Source organism: Peribacillus frigoritolerans (assembly GCF_004358755.1).
Lineage (GTDB): Bacteria > Bacillota > Bacilli > Bacillales > Bacillaceae > Bacillus_P.
This window is the reverse complement of sequence record NZ_SMZY01000006.1, coordinates 32,747-50,667: the sequence shown is the minus strand read 5'-3', so window position 1 is coordinate 50,667 and position 17,921 is coordinate 32,747. Positions and strand designations below refer to the sequence as shown.

The window sequence follows — 17,921 nt, the reverse complement described above, 5'->3', positions numbered from 1 at the left end:
TCGTATTCACAGATGACAAAATTTCCAAACTAAATTCTCATCCATCATAATTAGATGCTTTTATAGAGTATCTCCCTTTTTTATAATATGAAAGATAAATATGTTTATGTTTTGAAAAATTACCATAATTTGCTCAATATCCACTATCTGATAATTAAAGTATAATTTTCTAGACTATCCAGATAGTACATAGATTGAGAGGAAGAAATTATTATATGTCATCAACGTTTAAGACCTTTTATCGGTATGTTGCAATGCTATTATCAATTTGTCTTATTATTAGTGTAGTAGGACCAAGTTTTACAGAAGCTGCATCAGGTGCGGCAAAAAGGACTCCTAAAAAGGAAAACTTAACAGCAGATATTGGAGAGTTGCCAAATAAACCTCCAAAAGAAAAAATGGAGTTAACGAATAAACGGACTCCATTTTCAAAACGATACTTAAATCCAGATGGAAGCTTCACCGAAGAAATTTTCATGGAACAACAATTTTATCATGATCCATCGGATAAAAAGTGGAAGAAAATCGATAACAAATTAAAGAATAGCTCTAAAAAACCAGGCAAGTTCGAGAACACCGCAAATAATACAAACACCGTGTTTGCGCAGCAATCAGGAAACGTAGAACTTGTATCGGTTGAAAAAGGTGGAAAAAATGTAAGTTTTATACCTATAAAAGCCAATAAAGTACAGGGTGCTTTGAAAGATAATGAAATTACGTATAAAGAAATTTTACATGATGTAGATTACCGTTATAGTGTACATGGCAGTGCTGTAAAAGAAGATATTGTAATTAATCAATATCAAAATCAAAATACATTCAGTTTTGAGCTGAAGATGAAGGGTGTCACACCTCATAAAGAGAAAAATGGCACGATTGTTTTCAAAGATTCAAAGGGAAATAAACTTTGGTTCTTTGAAAACCCTTATATGACCGATGCAAAAGGCAAATATTCTGAAAAAGTTTCGCTGGACCTTCGTGAAGAGAACGGGAAAACGTTTGTTGACGTAGTTGCTGATCAAGCTTTCTTGAAAGATCAGGGGACACAATATCCTGTCACGATTGACCCTACGATCGACAGTTGGGATGTCTTGCGGGATAACTTTGTGGCAAGCAGTTTCCCGGATTCTGTTTATTCTAGCAATACGTATATGCACACCGGGTTCAACAGCTATTTTGGCACTACCCGTTCATTCGTTCAATTTTCTTTACCAAATTTACCAAGTGACAGCAGTATTACCAGCGCTACTTTCAACGCCTATCAGACAAAAGTAGATGCGACCAATTCTTCTATCGATTTATTTAGAATTAACAGCAGTTGGACCTCGACAGCAACATGGGATTCACAACCAACGGTTGGTGCCAGTGCGGAAACAACAACAACCAATAATGCATCAAATGCTTATTGGCAGTGGACGATTACCCAATTGGTCAAAGATTGGTACAACGGTGTTCAGCCTAACTACGGTTTTATGCTGAAGCAACAAAATGAAACCACGTCTCCTTACAGAACTTTTACTTCTGTAAACAATGGAAATAATACACCTCGTTTAACCATTAACTATACGGTTGATTCCATTGGAGTAGAGAAATATTGGGGTTTAACGAAAGACAGCGTGAATCCAGCCAATGGTAACCTTGTTCTACAAGATACAGATCTTTCTATTCCTGGACGAGGTATACCAGTAAGTATTAAACGGACCTACAACAGTCGTAAATCTTTTGCCGGTATGTTTGGATTTGGATGGACCAGTAATTATGAGGCAAGATTAGTGGATGCAGGTAGCGGTCCAATCACTCTAATTGATGAAGATAATACTCGTCACATTTTTGGAGAAAAAGTTGGTGGGGGATATATATCAAATGGAGGTGTATATCTAGCGCTGGTTAAGAATGGGGATGGGACCTATACCATCACTCAAGTAGATGGAACGAAGATTAATTTCAATACCAGTGGAAAAGTCAGCTCCCTGGTAGATATGAATGGAAATACAACAACCCTTACGTATAACACCAATGGGAAGCTAAGCACCATTAAAGATGCAACAACAGCTACACCACGTACAACGACTATCACTTACGGTGCAAATGGTTATGTATCAAGTATAACTGATCCGGCAAACCGGACCATCAGCTATGGATATGATGCTTCTGGCAATCTGACTACAGTAACAGATGCTGAAAACAAGGTTACCACTCTCACATACGATGGAACTCACAATGTAACATCGATTAAAGATGCACGAAACATTACAACAACCATTGCGTACGATGCATCGGATCGTGTGAAAACTATGAGCCTCCCAATAACGATCGATGGTGTTCAGCAAACAAGTGCTACCACTTATTCTTACGATCCGACTAATTTGGTTACTTCTGTTACCGATGGTGAAGGTCGTAAAGTGAATTACACATATAATGCGAATGGTAATATTGTACAAGTAACGGAAAACCCATTAGACTCCGCTAATAAAGCTGTCACTACGTTTACGTATGATAACAACAATAATTTGACTCAGGTAAAGGATGCCAATACCAATAAGGTAAACGGAACAGCAGCATGGGTCTACACTTATGATGCGAATGGTAACATTACTAGTGTGAAGCTTCCGGAAAACCAAACGGCCTCTTACACTTACGATAGTCAAAGCAACTTGATAAAGGAACAGGACTTTAACAGTAACATTAGTACGTCCGATTACGATACGAAAAACAATCAAACGGAATCAACAGACGCGAACGTACAGACTTCTGCGAGTAGATATGCAGCAAATGGAAATGTAGAATATGATACACATCCAATGTCTGCTGCTGATAATCAGATAACAAACTCAAGTATTGAGATTGATAACAATACGGATAACTGGGCGGATAACTGGACACAGGCCATAGAACCTGGAAAAACAGCTACCTTTGATTGGTCGAATACAGCGAAATATGGAACGAAAGCAATCAGTATTTCAAATCCGACAGGATGGGCGATCGCTAAATCAGATAAGTTGGTCCCTTACGTTGCAGGAAATAAATATATTGTCAGCGGATATGTGAAAACAACAAGTACGACCAATACTGCAGTTGTAAAGGTAGAATTTTTAGATTCGACTGGCACATGGATTAGTGAAAAACCGGCTTATCAATTAAAAGGAACTCATGATTGGACTCGTATTCAGGCTGTTGTCGATAATGTACCAGCGAATACGGCTAACATTCGAGTATCTGTTGGTCTTAATGCTGGAACCGGTACTGCTTATTTCGACGGCATCCAGTTAGAAAAAGGCACGGTTCTCAGTGCATACAACCACGTGGAAAATTCTAGCTTTGAACGGAATACCGGGGCTGGTGAAAAGGTTCCTTTCGGCTGGAAAAACAGCGGCAACCTGTCTGCCAACGATGGAATTTATCAAAATGGAACAGGCGAAGATAATGTGTATGTAGGAACATACTCATTTAAACTTACTGGTGAAAAGGCGAAAAACAAGTTTATTAAGCAACGCATTAATCTTTCTGGAGATGCGAACACTCCATTGACAATGTCTGGTTGGTCTAAACAAGCAGGGGCTGACGCTAATGGAGGAAGTTATGTTCTTCAAGTTCAAATTAATTATACCGATGGGACTGTAGGGACTTTTGCTAATGATTTCAGCAAAACATCAGCAGACTGGCAGCATGTGGCTGCACAAGTAAAACCGATCAAAGCTTTCAATTCCGTTGATGCACTTTATCTCTACGATGATCAGCTAGGAACGGCTTGGTTTGATTCCATGCGCTTAGAAATAGGGAGTTCTTTTACTTTTAACACATACGATACTGGTGGAAACTATCTCACGAATGTTGATAGTTCAGCAGGTAGTATTTCTTATACCTATGATGGTGTCGGAAATCAAACAAGTATGACGGATGGTAAAGGAAAGAAAACTTCCTTTGCATACGATGCGTTAAATCGATTAACGAAAGTAACCGACGCGAACCTGGGAAATACTTTCTATGGTTATGACGGAGTAGGGAATCAAACTTCGGTCACGGATGCCAACAATCATGTGACTAACTATACTTATAACGAGTGGAATTTGATTTCTAGTATCAAAAACCCGTTAAATCAAGTCATTCAATTTGGGTATGACAAGAATGGTAATATGACAAAGTTAATCTACCCTAAAGGAGATTCCGTTTCTTATACCTATAATGGATTAAATCTCAAGGATAGCATTTCCTACAATGGAGTGAAGAAATGGGATTTAGGGTATGATGCGAATGGGAATGAAACTTCTGTAACCAATACACCAACTGGAAAGACGACGACCTACACCTATGATAAAAACAACCGCCTCACAAAAGAGGAAGAAGGAACTTCAAACAGCATTAGTTATGGTTACGACGCCAATAGTAACCTGAACTCATTAACAGTAACGACTGGTGCTACCAGCATAACAAATGAGTACAGCTATAACTCGTTGGATCAGGTTACGGCTCTTACTCGAAATGGTGTAAACCAAGCAAAGTTCATTTATGATGAGAGTGGAAATACCATCTCCACTTCGAAGAGTAATGGTACCTATGCTTCATTCGACTATGATGAGGCGAACCGCTTAAAGTCAGTGAAAAATTACAATGCCGCTGGGGCATTACTCGATTCATACACGTACACTTATGATGCAAATGGTAACCATACCAGAGTTGTAACTAGTTCTGGAACGATATCTTATCAATACGATGCGTTGAACCAGCTGACTAATGAAACATTAGCAGATGGAACTACGATTTCTTACGAGTATGATAAAGTGGGTAATCGTACGAAGAAGATTGTAACTCAAGGTGGAACTACAACGACAACCAATTACACTTATGACGCTGCCAACCAACTTACCGCTGTCAACGGTCAAGCGTATACGTATGATATGAATGGAAACTTGAAAGATAACGGAGCCAAAACCTATATCTATGACGTAGAAAACCGTCTGATTGAAGTAAAGAATTCTGCTGGAACATCATTAGCAAGCTTTACCTATGATAAAGATGGCAAACGTTTAAGTATGACTACTGCAAGTGGAACAACCAATTTCCACTACAGTGGGGATAAAGTGATTTATGAGACGGATGCTAATAACAATATTGTAGCTTCCTACACATGGGATGCCCAAGGTAATCCGGTTAGTATGACCAAAAACGGTAAAACGTATTATTACCATGTAAATGGACATGGTGATGTTACGGCACTAACTGATGCAAATGGTGCAACTGTAGCACAGTACAAATATGATGCTTGGGGAAACATTATTTCTAAAACAGGTACAATGGCGGATTCAAATCCTTACCGCTATGCTGGTTATCGTTTTGATAATGAAACTGGATTGTACTATCTCATGGCTCGATATTACGATTCTAATGTGGGGAGATTTATTACAAGAGATACTTTCCAAGGCTTTGCAAATGATCCACAAAGTTTGAATTTATATGCTTATGTAAATAATAACCCTGTTATAAATGTGGATCCAAGTGGACATTTTAAAGTAATATCTGTATCTTGGGCAGCTACTCTTATCGATGTTTCTCTTGGTGCTCTAGCAGGTGGAGGAGTTGGTGCGATTGCAGCCTATATTAGAAAAAAAGGAAAAAAAGAAGCAGCAAGAATGTTTACTAAAACTATTAAAAGTCGTCTCATTGCATGGGGTGCACCTAAATTAGCTTACGCTGTAGCTGGAGCAGTGGCCATAGCAATGGACAGATTAGAAATAGGTACAGCAGTTGCAAAATATTTAGATAAAAAAGATAAAAAGCCAGGGAATGGATGGTTAGACGTCTAATGAAGAGTTGGTTGAAAAACATAGTTGTATTTTTATGGATGGTACTTTTTATTTACCTTGCCAATTTCTTTGGAATACCCAAAAACAATTACTACTTATTAATAGGTACTCCTTTATTAATTGGAAGTATATTTTTGATTCTTTTTGTTTTTGAAAAATGGGATAAAGATAAAAATAAAAAATGATTTATCTTATTTAAGTATAAAAACAATGAGAATCATAGTAATCAAATTTAATAGTAAAGGTCGTGAAAGTTAGACCAATTTTACTTGTTGTTTTGCTAAATTGCTTCAAATAAAAATAATCAAATAAATGTAGGTAGATTCTCTTCATTTTTATGTGAAAGGAATTTACCTATATAAAAAATGAAGAAAACAATTTAAATACCCGTTCGGAAAAGTACACTTTTTCGAACGGGTTATTTTTTTATTATTTCATTTCTTTTTTTCGTTCGTTTAAGTATAAAATCATTATTTGAACGTTCCTTATTTTACATACACTTTTTCGAACGTATTTGATAGAATTAGAGAAAGAAAAGGGAAGAGGAGTAAAAAAATGGATGTTAGAAAATTTGGATACATACGAGTAAGCAGTAAAGATCAAAATGAAGGACGCCAACTTCAAGCCATGCTAGAAAATGGTCTCAACGAACGCGATATCTTTTTGGATAAACAAAGTGGGAAAAATTTCAATCGAGATCAATATCAGCTGCTAAAAAGAATGATCCGAAAAGGCGATGTTCTTTACATTCATTCTTTAGATCGTTTTGGGCGGAACAAAGAAGAGATTCTTCAGGAATGGAATGACATTACTAAAAATATTCAAGCAGATATTGTAGTGATGGATATGCCGTTACTTGACACTACTCAATATAAAGATAGCCTTGGTACATTTATTGCTGACTTGGTTTTACAGATACTTTCTTGGATGGCTCAGGAAGAACGAGATAGAATTCGCAAACGGCAGCGTGAGGGAATAGACGTAGCTTTAAAGAATGGTGTAACGTTTGGACGACCCAAAATACAGGCTACAGAAGACTTTAATGAAATCTATACCAGATGGAGGGCCGGAGAGATTACAGCTGTAAAAGCTATGGAAGAATTAGGTGTTAAAAAAACGACTTTTTATAAGTTGGTTAATGAACATGAAAAATGCTTTAAAAAGTTCACTATATAGTAGTAGAAACTCGTCAAAATAAATTTCAAATATCCATTGTTGAATTAATCTGCACCGATTACTGATTTATGAAAATTTCTCGTTAGATATGGGTATATTAAACGATTTATTCAGTGGGTAGTAATGAGTGAATTATTAAAATGTCTTAAGTGCAGTGTCGGTATGAGTGTAAGTAGTTTAGTGTCCAAAAAAAAATCCGTATAGGGCTTATAATTGAAACAACTTATTTCTTTGATATTACTTGTATTGAAATCCCTCCCACACTTTAAGGTTAAATCATTTTTAAAGGGGATTTTCGAAAAATTGTTTCAGCAAGTGATCTTTAATTGATATTTTTCCTCAAATTATAAAATAAGTAAATTGTTATTAATTTGCTTATTTTCAATCTCTCTTTAAAACCATAATTATGAAATTATGGTATGATATATGTAATTAAATATTAAAGGAGATCATCGATGATAGAAAGTATTGCATTAAAAAATTTTAAAAGTTTTCTAGATACAGGTATATTACAATTTGCACCAATCACTTTGATTTCTGGACAAAATAGTAGCGGTAAAAGTAGCATTTTACAGTCAATACTTTTGCTAAAGCAAACCCTAGAAAGTCCGGTTTCTGACGAACCGATCTTAATTAATGGATCTTATGTTTCTTTAGGAGAATTTGCTGACATTGTTAATAATCATTCTCATGAAAATGATACAGTTGATTTTGAAATAAATTTCACTTCAAATAAAAATAATTTACTAAAAGATGAAAGATATTATTATCTAGATCTAATTAGAGAAAAGTTTAATGAAATAGGATTAAAAATTGAAATACTTCCAACAAAAAAAGATGATTTCAATTCTTCAAATGTACCAATTCTTTCTGGGGTGAATTTCAAAAATATAAAAGATGGAAAATCAAATTATGATATGACTTTTCAATATGATGAAAATTTAAAAAATAATTTAGCAGAGCAATTTGATTTAAAGAACAAATTCTTTGGTGATGAGGAACTTCTGTTAAAGCCAATTAAATTAAGAAAATCAAATGTCGAAGCAGTTCTTTTTAATACTTTTTTACCCGAATCGGTTTTGGTTCCTCATAATGAACAACTAGAAGATGAACAAGAAACCACAATGCAATTTATTATAAATACAATTATAGATAATTTAGGACTAAATAAAAGATATCTTGATACAGAAAAATTAACCCCATTTATTAATTATCTAAATAGAGTTAAGACAACACATAGAGTTCAACTTCTTGACAAGAACGGAAAAGAAGAGGATGTAAACGTTTTATTCAAAAACTTTGAAGAGATTTTTGTGGATCAACCTGAATTTAAAAATGTTGATGTAATAAAAACCTTAGAATTTTACTTAGTAAGACTTGATTTAATGGCATTTGAAATATTAACGGAATACATAAATAACCAATTAGAATTAGTAAGAAAATTAAAGAATAATAAAAAAACCCTTGTTCAAAAAATGTCTAGGTTTAATGAAAATGATAAAATAGAAATTTACGATTTACAATATTTTATAAGGAATACTTTTAACAAAATTCAGTATTTAGGACCACTTAGAGAAGAACCTAGACAATTTTATGGAAAATTCGGATCGCAAAATCCTCTATACGTTGGGCAAAAAGGAGAAAATGTTGCATTTGTATTAAAATATTATTCTAATCGAAAAATTAAGGCTATAATTCCCCCATCTAAAAATGAAGATTTCAAACCTTCTGTATCAGACATTCAAACAGTTAACTTAGGTTATGCAGTACAGAAGTGGTTAGAATATCTTGGAATAGCCAAAGAAATTAAAGTTGATAAAATGGGGAAAGTCGGACTGACTTTGCAAGCTAATATACATGGAGATATTGATGCTGATTTAACAAACGTAGGTGTAGGAGTAAGTCAAGTTTTGCCATTGGTGGTACTTGGATTATCTGCCTCTTCTTCTGAATCTGTTATTCTGTTGGAACAGCCTGAACTACATTTGCATCCATATGTGCAATCCCGATTGGCAGACTTCTTCATCTCACTGAACATGCTGGGTAAACAAATAATTGCCGAAACGCATAGTGAGCATTTAGTGAATAGACTAAGATACCATATAGCCAAAGGCAACATTTCCTATAATAAAGATGCTGCGATTTATTTTTGCTCTCGAGAAGAGGGAATGTTAGAATCTGAAGTTAGGAAGGTAGATATTGATAAATTTGGGGCTGTTGATTTTTATCCAAATGGATTTTTCGATGAAACAGAAAAACAATTAGAATCTATTCTAATGGCTGCAATCGAAAGAGGAATAGAATAATATGATTCCTGTCCTAATAGAACCTTCTAATTTTATATATAAAATTAATAATTCATTTTCATTAAGTAATTCTAAAGTTGACATCGAAGAATTTAGTAAGTTTGTCTTGGAAGTTAAGTCATTATTAGACTTATTGGATAAATATAATTACAAAATAGCTACAACACAAGAATTATCTGCCAAGTTTATTGAATCTGTACCTATTCCAGTATATCAAACTAATGCTCATCCAATCTATAAATTAGCTAGGCAAGTTGTATTTTCAAAATTATCACGTTTGTTGAAAATAGTTCATGAATATGGTGATCATGAGCTTAATTATGATTTTGATTTTTGCAGCATTGACACAACTTTAAAAATTCATAATCATGAATCTTACTTACATTGGAAAGATTTATTGGGTTTAATTATTCTCAATAAATTGCCACCTGTTGTTTTAAAATCAAATAACATTACTATATTTAACAATACATTTTTCAATTTGAAAGATAATTTACAAATTACTCCAGTAGACGTTGTAAATAATTTAACTCAACTATCACTTCACAAAGAAATTTCAACAATTTTACTCTGTGACTCAATTAACAAAATAAGGTCAAATGGAAACATTCAATGCTCCGGAACTGGTACACATAGTTCAATGTGGGGATATACTATACGGAATATAAACGATATACCTCCTTTTGAAAGAACTTTATTTACTAAGCTCGTAGAGACCGGATTGATTAATAGAATAAAATTTTTAGATTTTAATAATCAATATCCCTCTGCTGCAAAGCCTTATATTGAGATCAAGGAAATAAAATGTATGGAGAATAGTGACCAAATTATTGGCGTTTTAAGAGGTAAAGGTACAAAACAAAATGGTCAAAGAATAATTCTAGAGGTAAATCCAGGGATAGGTGCAGTAATAAACCGCTCCTTTAATTCCGAAATTACTCTTGAAAATCTAGAATTCATTTTTAATTTAGCTGCAAGCTCCAAGGAAATCTAATAAAAGACCTTAAAGGTCTTTTTTTTAGACAAAACAAGTTCCCTTTTCTCTAATTCGCCCTCAAAGTCAACTAGAATAATTTGGATGAGATAGAATTTACGAAGTGGTCGTTTCGGATTTAACCCGTTTATCGAGATCAACGAAAGATCTCATTGAAATTACCGAAAAGATTTCAAACAAAGATGCTCATCTAAAAAGTTTAAAGGAATCTTGGCTAGACACAACGAGTGCACATGGAAAGATGCTGTTTACTATGCTAAAAAAAGCTAAAAAGCATTTCTATAATGATGGTAACTTCAAGGCTATTAGGCACTTTGCTTGCTCAATTCTTGTTTATATTGGGAGCAAAGTATATTGCTTGGTTTACAAAGTTCATTGTATAAGCGTTATTCAATTACGGGCGCAATTCTTTAAAAAGGATTGCGTAATTTCATATTTAACACAAGATTTGAAAAAAAGGAGAAATGAAAAATGGAGTGCCAATTTTGTGGTAATAAAACAAACGAGTATGATCCTTATCCTACGGTTTGCGAAAGTTGCTATGATGAAATAAATCTTGAAAATCCTTCTGGAGAATGGATAAATTACGAGTAATCTTATGTCGCAATACGCACATGTTATGTAGTAGCTTATTCAGCAATCGGGCGCAAATAAAGAGCAACTTAATACGCATGGTAGCTTTTGTTTTCTAGCATAATCATGGTAGACTCTGCAGAACTGACGATAGCTATATGGAATCTCCTCGTTTGATCGACAGCTGAGGGAATATTCCTCCCACAAAAGTGTTAAATTAACGCCCGGTTTCTCTGATTCTTTATGAATAAATTCACAGTATGGCTTCATTGGCTATATTCACCAAGGTATCCTTTTTGAAAATTCACTATTAAACCTCTCTAATAAAAGGATCAATTTATTTATCATATTAACCAAGAATTCGATCTAAAATCGGTCAAATTCTTCCAGTTAGAAGCTTTTGCTGCTGTTCTTTGAAAAGTCCTTGTACGGCATCAGTATCCCAACCAAACCTTTCAAATAGCTCATTTGAGGCTTTGATTGCCAAGTTCTCACTTTCTGAAATTAGCCTCTCAATGTCTACTTCTACCTCTATTTTAGCCTCGTCTTCGATGTTGGAAACATAATCTCGGAAAAGTGTCCTAGCTGGATCATAAAAGAATAATTTACGTCCTTTAAGATCAAAGCCTTCAATAAGAACAGTTACCTTATCTCCCATGTCCTCCTGCTGGAAGAGTCGTGAAGCAAACTCAAATATCTCAGTGAATAATAGAAGTGTGCTTAATATTTCTAACCCTTTTCCATTTACTTTTTGCTTATAAGAGGCATCCATATGCTCTTCATACATTGCTTTATAATAAATAAATTGACCACTCTTAAAGAATCTAAATAACTCTTTAAATTGAGCAAAATCTTCAGATGACTGTATGTATCCATTTCCACTCTCTAAATCTCGGAAATGTGGGAAATCCCATCCCCTTAGACTTAACTTACTATGGTACAATCTCTCTTTACACTTTGATAAAGATTCTATTCTGTTTTCTTTGTAATGTGTTGGTTTGACAACGATTCTCCAGTATCCCCCTCGTTTGATGGAGTCAAATATATTTTGGTTCTCAATTTCATCTAATTCAACTGCATACTTATCTGAAGAATTATCATCTGCTATTTGCAATCCAGAATCTCTGACTCTAGTATAGAATTCTTTGATTCCTTTATTTATAGCCATATCAATCAATTCTCTCATCTCAGACTGAGATCTAATAATTGCAGATTCTGGCTTTGACTTAGATCGAGAGTAAACTGCTCCTTCTTTTAACCCTTGTTCACCACTTTTTTTACAAAGTATTGGCAATTCTTCAAATTCTGGTATACGAAATAAGACAAAACTTTTTTCATTCTCTTCAATCATATACATCTGAAATGAAATAGGAGGATCAGCAAACTTATTAACTTCTACCACGATATGGTCATAATTTATTTTTTGATAATGCTCTAAATCCATTCCACAAAGTTTTTCTAATCCTTGTTTGTCATCGTCAATACCCAATAAGAGATAACCGCCATCTTTGGTGTTGCTCATAGCAAGAATACATTTTACTATCTTGGCTTTGTGTTGAGGATTTCCCCAATCGTAACTCTTTTTAAATTCAATATTTCTTGTTTCTCCACCTGCATCCAAGAGTTCTAATATCTTTTCATACATGATTTCATCTCCAAAAAATTTTATAATATAATCTTACAGCAAATTGTAAAAATATTCTATAAATTACTTGATTAGATTTTCTTAAACAGTAAAGTTATCAATTCTCTATTTTCCATTCTCAATTCTTTCTGTTCATCGGTATACTCCTTACACTTGTCTATTGATTGAGTAAATTCAATTTGGTATTCGGATACTCCATTTCAACCTTCAGTCTACCAATCATATATTCAAGGTGACAGAACAAACCTTGTTCCATTATAAGGAGCTTTTCTGGAAGACCTGTTTAGCCTTTACCTTAATCAACAATCTTCAGCAATCGGGCGCTATTCTTCGATAAGACAACATAAATGATCTTCAACAATCGGGGGCTGATTGCTTAACAAATTTTCGCCTCTTCTTATTGAAGTAAATAGCGCAATAATGGAAAACAACAAAGAGAACTCCAATAAAGGGATTCCATTTTTTATATGATTTGCTAAATTCTATCGGAAGATGAATAGAAAAGAGTAGTGTAGCTTTGTCGCAAAAACGGTCATTTTTGTTACAATCAGATATACTTTCTAATTGCAGTTCTATAGTCTAGTAAATCGTGTAACAAAAATATGTAACAATATAAAATGTAACTTTTTGAAACTCTGAACATTTTTGATACAATAGAAATAAAAAAGGAGAAACGTCTGGTGAAATTTGGATATATGCGTGTTTCTACATTGGATCAGAATCTAGATAGACAAAAAAGTCAATTAGAAGAATTTGGATGTGAGAGAATCTTCTTCGAAAAAATCACTGGCACTAAACGGGAAAGACCCGAATTGAATCGAATGCTGGAATTTCTGAGAATAGGTGATGAAGTGGTCGTTTCGGATTTAACCCGTTTATCGAGATCAACGAAGGACCTCATTGAAATTACCGAAAAGATTTCAAATAAAGGTGCTCATCTAAAAAGTCTAAAGGAATCTTGGCTAGACACAACGACTGCACATGGAAAAATGCTTTTTACTATTTTTGCAGGTATTGCCCAATTTGAAAGAGACTTAACATCAGAGCGGACAAAAGAAGGAATTCTTGCAGCCAGAAGACGTGGTAAGTACCCTGGTAGACCAAAAGCAGATAATGAGAAAATACAATACGCATTATATCTTATTGATCAGGGTCACACCCAAACAGATGCTGCAGAAAAAGCAGGCATTTCGCGTATGACCCTGTACAGAAAAATTCAGGAAGAACATCAAAAAAATCGTATATTATAATAGTAGAAACTCGTCACTAATTTAGATTTCTCGCCAATGACATTAATTAAAAATTTTGTATTATAAGCTTTATGAGCGAGTTTATAATATTCAGTAAAGAGCAGTGAAGCTGCTCTTTTTATGGTTGAAGATCTGAATTTGCTGAAGTTTAAAATCACGTTTATAGATAAAAAGCAATAATGTGTAGTAAAGAAGGAATTTAAGGTTTCCTATTGAAATTGTAAGTTATTCCAGAGAAGGGCAGCAATCCTGTAATGAAGAAAAATGAGATTTGAACAAAAAAATAACCTCTTGATATGATATGAGTGTCCTGAAGCTGGCCAGCGAAAAGGACAAAACATATTTACCAGGAGGCCTTCAATATGAATTATAACCAAAATGAAAAGATTGCTCAAATTACTTCTGAAACACTGATTATAGGTGTAGATATTGCGAAGTTCAAGCATGTAGCTCGTGCTCAAGACTTTAGAGGACTAGAGTTTGGTGCACCTTGTCACTTTGAAAATACAAAACCACATTTTGATCTTTTTTTAAGCTGGATAAAGCAATTGATGGAACAACACGGCATGCATAAGGTGATTATAGGAATGGAGCCGACGGGACATTATTGGCTCAACCTTGCTCACTTTCTTAAAGAAGAGGAGATTAAGTTTGTCGTTGTAAATCCTATGCATGTGAAGAAATCTAAAGAATTAGATGATAATTCTCCAACCAAAAATGACGTAAAGGACGCAAGAGTTATTGCACAGCTAGTCAAAGATGGAAGATATGCCGAACCTAATATTCCACAGGGGGTTTATGCAGAACTTCGTGTGGCAAGGAAAATCCGCGATCTCTTATTTGTTGACTTACAAGCAGTGCAGGGGCAAATTCATAACTGGTTAGATCGATGTTTTCCTGAATTCCTTACAGTGTTTAAGGATTGGGAAGGAAAAGCAGCATTACAAATATTAAAGTTAAACGTATTACCACATGAGTTAGAGATAGTTGAGGAACAAGAAATCCTCATTCACCTCAGAAAAGCAGTAAAGCGTGCGGTTGGACTCAGTAAAATTCAAGAACTTAAACGAGTAGCCAAAGACTCTATTGGTATTCGTGAAGATTCAAGGATGGCTAAATTAGAGCTTCGCACTTTACTAGACAAGTATGAATTAATAAATGAAAAGTTCGAAGAACTAGAATCTGATATGGATGGACTCCTTGAACGGATACCAGGTGTTCAACAAATGTTGGCCATCACAGGAATCGGTAAGGACACTGTAGCTGGCTTCTTTTCAGAAGTAGGGAATTTAAGTTACTATTCTCACCCTCGACAAATCATCAAGTTAGCTGGGTTGAGTTTAAAGGAGAACACCTCTGGAAAGCACAAAGGGCATACGAAGATTACAAAGAGAGGCAGGAAGACACTAATGGCTCTCCTCTGCTACATTTTTTGTTATGCTAACGGGCAGGTTAGTTCAACCATTGTGAAGTATTGCACTTAAACTATCGGGTAGCAAGAGTTAAAGATGGGGATCGCTGCGGCGGTCTTTTTTCTGTTTTGCTAACGGGTGAGTTTTGTTGAAGGAGGTATGTTGATTGTTGATTGACAGTATAGAATAAAAGTAAAAAACGTATTCAGGGAGTGGGGTACATAATGATTAAGGCTGTCATATTTGATTTAGATGGAACTTTGTTAAATAGAGACGAATCAGTAAAGAAATTTATTGATAACCAATATGAACGATTGAATAAATGGGTAAATCATACACCTAAAGAGAAATATATTACACGATTTATAGAACTCGATAACCGAGGATACGTTTGGAAAGATAAAGTATATCAACAACTTACGGAGGAGCTTGAAATTACAGGGGTAACTTGGGAGGACTTACTTCAAGATTACATAAGCCAGTTTAAGAATAATTGCATCCCCTTTCGAAAGCTTTTTGAAATGTTGGAGGAATTGAGGAATAAGAACTTTATCCTGGGGATGATTACAAATGGAATTGGGCAATTTCAAATGGATAATATAAAGGCTTTAGGTATTGAAAAGTATTTTCAAACTATCTTAGTATCGGAATGGGAGGGACTAAAAAAACCAGACCCCAATATCTTTTTGAGAGCTTTAAAACAACTCGATGTTTCGCCGAATCAAAGTGTTTATGTTGGCGATCATCCCGAAAATGATGTAAAAGCTGCCCAAAACGTAGGGATGAAAGGAATTTGGAAAAAAGATATTCAATGGAACAATTTCGCAACAGATTTAATGATTGATGATTTAGGGAAACTGCCTTCAATTATCTCTAATTTAAGTAAAAATAATAAAGTATCTTGTTAAGCTAATGGGCCATTTAGTTGAATAAGAATTATAGTATTCATAGTCTTTTTGGAAGCTATCATCTGGAATATTATGCTAAACTGGTAAAGGATATTTGAAAGGACTGATTCAATTAATGAATATTCGAAAACCTACCGATGCGGAACTTAAAAAGGTTTTTAAACTTTCTCCAGAAGCAGTTTTTGATGGCACATTAGGTGAAGTGAAACCTACTAATGAAAAAATCGAACAACTAGTTAAACCACTTTTGAATAAGGGGAGTTATTACTTAATAGCAGCAGAAGGCGATAAAATAATGGGCTGGATTCTTTTAGGGGAAAGTAAAGACCAGTTTACTGATAAATTGAATGGATTTATTTATGAACTATTTGTTATAGAAGAATTTAGGGGATATGGAATTTCTAAACGTTTAATGAAAACAGCGATTGACCATTTAAAGCAAGATGGACACTCTGAAGTGCGTCTAAGTGCTTTTGTGGGGAACAAAGCCATTAAGTTGTACGAAAAAATGGGCTTTAATGTAAGAACAGTTACTATGAGTTTGCCGTTGTAAAGAAAACCCTTAATTTTATAATCTTCAACTAAAGGGAGCTATTCTTCGATAAGACAACATAAATGATATTCAACAATCGGGGGCGTTAATCAAAAAGGATTAATGCTTTTGGGAGAACTAACTTACGATAATTATTGAGGAGTTATAATATGCGAGTGAAAAAAGTTCGTGGTATTAATCGAAAAGCTAAATATATGGTTAAACAAATTGAACAGAACACTATCGAGTTTCCTTCGGAATTTTATAATGATTATTGGCATATGCACTTACCAGTTGCTCAAGATTTTATAAAATCCAATAAAACACCTACTAAAGTTAAGCGACTCTGTATTCAAACACTATTGGACAGATCTGAACATCTAATCCGATTGAAACCAAATGGTAAAGAGAAGTTTCGAGTGGTGGTTGCAGTTGATATGCCTGATTTGTGGGATTCACAAATAATTGTATTTAAAGGAGACTCCTACTTTAAAGAATTTTTTAATAGGAATAACGAATATCAAAAATGGATTCATATATCAAATGAAAGAAGCATTAAGACAGAATGGGGATTATCCATTTCTAATGAAATGCAAATATCAGGATATAATGAAGTGATTACTGATGATGATGGATCCCAATATGAAAGAGAAATCTGGTTTATAGGTGAATTAATGTAATTTTTCTTATTCAACAATCGGGGCGATTGCTGTAAAGTGAGATCGCTTTATCCTATTGAGGAATTCAGGAAGATTGTTGAAGAACGTATTTTAAGTAAAGATCAAATAACAGTATGAAGGGAGGGCCTGTGAATGAATGACGTTATTGACTTAATCGATTCAAGAAAACCTGGTGTTACCGAATTAGATATAAGCATAGCAGAGGAAGCAATGGATGTAGCCTTCCCAAATCAATACAAGGAGCTTTTTAAACTATCTAATAATGCTCAAATTGGTGAATGGACGCTTTTTCCTATTAAAGACCCTAAAAACTTAAAGAGGACTTGGGATGACATAGTAAGGCAAAATAAAGATGTAAAAGATGAAGAGTTACCCAATGAGCTAATTACTATTGGTGAGGATGGAACTGGGGACAAGTTATGTTTTCGAATTGTTAATAGGGTAATTGATAGCAAAGTTTATATTTGGTATCACGAAACGAGAGAATTTGAAGAATTGGCTTCAAACCTAAAAGAGTTTATTATTTCGTATTCCGAAGAATTAGATGAGGATGTTTAAAATAAGTACTTATCTTGTTCCAGAAAAGGGGGCAAGAGTTTAAGACCATAATGAGTTGCGGTTGCAACTCATTTTCTTGTTGTGCT

The 17,921-nt window shown here is 34.5% G+C and carries 10 protein-coding genes and 3 pseudogenes; 12 read left to right on the top strand and 1 reads right to left on the bottom strand.

Annotation, left to right across the window (positions count from 1 at the left end):
- Positions 1 to 215 precede the first annotated feature (215 nt).
- The 6 genes and pseudogenes from E2R53_RS20605 to E2R53_RS20580 form a co-directional block, all read left to right on the top strand.
- Positions 216 to 5,801: a DNRLRE domain-containing protein gene (locus tag E2R53_RS20605; RefSeq protein WP_133313610.1), complete on the top strand. Its 5,586-nt coding sequence runs from the start codon at positions 216 to 218 to the stop codon at positions 5,799 to 5,801.
- 555 nt (positions 5,802 to 6,356) lie between these two features.
- Entirely contained in the window at positions 6,357 to 6,977 is a 621-nt protein-coding gene (locus tag E2R53_RS20600) for a recombinase family protein (RefSeq protein ID WP_133313609.1), read from the top strand.
- A 455-nt stretch (positions 6,978 to 7,432) separates the two neighbouring features.
- Positions 7,433 to 9,283, top strand: a complete 1,851-nt coding sequence (locus tag E2R53_RS20595; protein WP_133313608.1) for an AAA family ATPase — start codon at positions 7,433 to 7,435, stop codon at positions 9,281 to 9,283.
- 1 nt (position 9,284) lies between these two features.
- Positions 9,285 to 10,277 carry a hypothetical protein gene (locus E2R53_RS20590; RefSeq protein WP_133313607.1) on the top strand — a complete coding sequence of 331 codons (993 nt, stop codon included), beginning with the start codon at positions 9,285 to 9,287 and terminating at the stop codon, positions 10,275 to 10,277.
- A 103-nt stretch (positions 10,278 to 10,380) separates the two neighbouring features.
- Positions 10,381 to 10,533, top strand: a pseudogene (locus E2R53_RS20585) (recombinase family protein); the annotation flags it as partial.
- Positions 10,534 to 10,543: 10 nt separating this feature from the next.
- A pseudogene (locus tag E2R53_RS20580) lies at positions 10,544 to 10,660 on the top strand (lipid II flippase family protein); the annotation flags it as partial.
- A 566-nt stretch (positions 10,661 to 11,226) separates the two neighbouring features.
- On the opposite strand, the gene E2R53_RS20570 reads toward E2R53_RS20580, so the two are convergent.
- Positions 11,227 to 12,495, bottom strand: coding sequence for an AlbA family DNA-binding domain-containing protein (locus tag E2R53_RS20570; RefSeq protein WP_133313606.1), 1,269 nt, complete (start codon positions 12,493 to 12,495; stop codon positions 11,227 to 11,229).
- 680 nt (positions 12,496 to 13,175) lie between these two features.
- Here E2R53_RS20570 and E2R53_RS20565 point away from each other — a divergent pair.
- From E2R53_RS20565 to E2R53_RS20540, 6 genes and pseudogenes are all read left to right on the top strand, one after another.
- Positions 13,176 to 13,745: a recombinase family protein gene (locus tag E2R53_RS20565; RefSeq protein WP_133313605.1), complete on the top strand. Its 570-nt coding sequence runs from the start codon at positions 13,176 to 13,178 to the stop codon at positions 13,743 to 13,745.
- A gap of 362 nt (positions 13,746 to 14,107) precedes the next feature.
- A pseudogene (locus tag E2R53_RS20560) lies at positions 14,108 to 15,166 on the top strand (IS110 family transposase); the annotation flags it as partial.
- Positions 15,167 to 15,381: 215 nt separating this feature from the next.
- A complete protein-coding gene (locus E2R53_RS20555; RefSeq protein ID WP_133313604.1) occupies positions 15,382 to 16,065 on the top strand; it encodes an HAD family hydrolase in 684 nt (227 codons plus the stop codon).
- A gap of 115 nt (positions 16,066 to 16,180) precedes the next feature.
- Positions 16,181 to 16,618, top strand: coding sequence for a GNAT family N-acetyltransferase (locus tag E2R53_RS20550; RefSeq protein ID WP_133313603.1), 438 nt, complete (start codon positions 16,181 to 16,183; stop codon positions 16,616 to 16,618).
- Between the two features lie 149 nt (positions 16,619 to 16,767).
- Complete coding sequence (locus tag E2R53_RS20545) at positions 16,768 to 17,277, top strand: DUF3916 domain-containing protein (protein WP_133313602.1); 510 nt, start codon at positions 16,768 to 16,770, stop codon at positions 17,275 to 17,277.
- A 132-nt stretch (positions 17,278 to 17,409) separates the two neighbouring features.
- On the top strand, positions 17,410 to 17,835 hold the full coding sequence (locus tag E2R53_RS20540) for an SMI1/KNR4 family protein (RefSeq protein WP_133313601.1): 426 nt from the start codon (positions 17,410 to 17,412) through the stop codon (positions 17,833 to 17,835).
- The last annotated feature ends 86 nt before the right edge of the window (positions 17,836 to 17,921 follow it).